General features: G+C 52.1%; 1 protein-coding gene. It reads right to left on the reverse strand.

Annotated features, from left to right (window positions below):
* The coding region (locus KDH83_RS30835) for a hypothetical protein (RefSeq protein WP_349291693.1) at positions 1 to 958 on the reverse strand (958 nt) is incomplete at both ends.

Below are 958 nucleotides of genomic sequence, written 5' to 3' on the forward strand. Positions count from 1 at the left end.
GATGTCGTACTCTATGGTGAGAAGATGTAGCTTCGCGCAGCTTGCGGCCACTTGTTTTTGCAGGATTCGATGGACATCTGGTGGGCAATTGTCCAGCACTAGATAGGTGGCGAAGTCGTTGGCGATCAGATATGAAGCCAGTTCCGATGCGGTTGGGGTAAGATCGTTACCCAGGTCAGCGTAGATTACGTCGCTCGTTGGTAAGGCATTGAGCCCCACGGATGTCTCGAAAAGTGCTTGTGCGAATCGGGTCTTGCCGACTCCCGACAGTCCAGTAATTCGCACGGTGCTTCTTGGCTTTCTGAGCCGCTCCCGAGTCAGTTGAATTCCATCTACGGCGGATTTCGGATCTTTCAAACTGGCATTCGCATCAGTGACACACGGATGGTTATCGTTGAGGAATTCGTCGTTTTGATCGATAGGCGTGGCTGCCCAACGTCCAAAAGGTCTCCAGCCAGCTAGGGGTTTGCCTAGGCGAGAACGAACCCACAGGGCGACACTCGGGTGCCGTTTTAACCAAGTCGATAGGCGATCTCGGCCATAGAAGTCCAGGTGTAGGTCATCCTTGTCAGGCAGGGAGGCGATCGCCTCCTTCATTCCATTCAAGCGTTCAGACAACATCCTGTCGGAGCAGTCGTCCTTGCCACTGACGATGATATAAGCACCCTTCTGCACTAGCAGTTCTTTGAGGATTGCCTTGGGCTTCCCGTCTACTTCCATCTCTCTTTGACACGAGGACTTAACCATCGTGTGCTTCTTGACTTGAAATCCGGTATTTTTTCTGGGTACAAAGTTTGGAGTAGGGATATCACCAACGATTTTTACGCGCACATCCAGCCCGCCATCTGCTGCTTCTTGGGCACCTCCACCAGTAACGCTTGATGATTGAATGTTCTGTTGAATCAGTTCTGCTTCGCACAGGCGAGCCACAAGCTCCCGCAAGTCGCCATCATCAAGT

The sequence above is a fragment of the Achromobacter sp. Marseille-Q0513 genome (genome assembly GCF_018195695.1).
Lineage (GTDB): Bacteria > Pseudomonadota > Gammaproteobacteria > Burkholderiales > Burkholderiaceae_B > Achromobacter.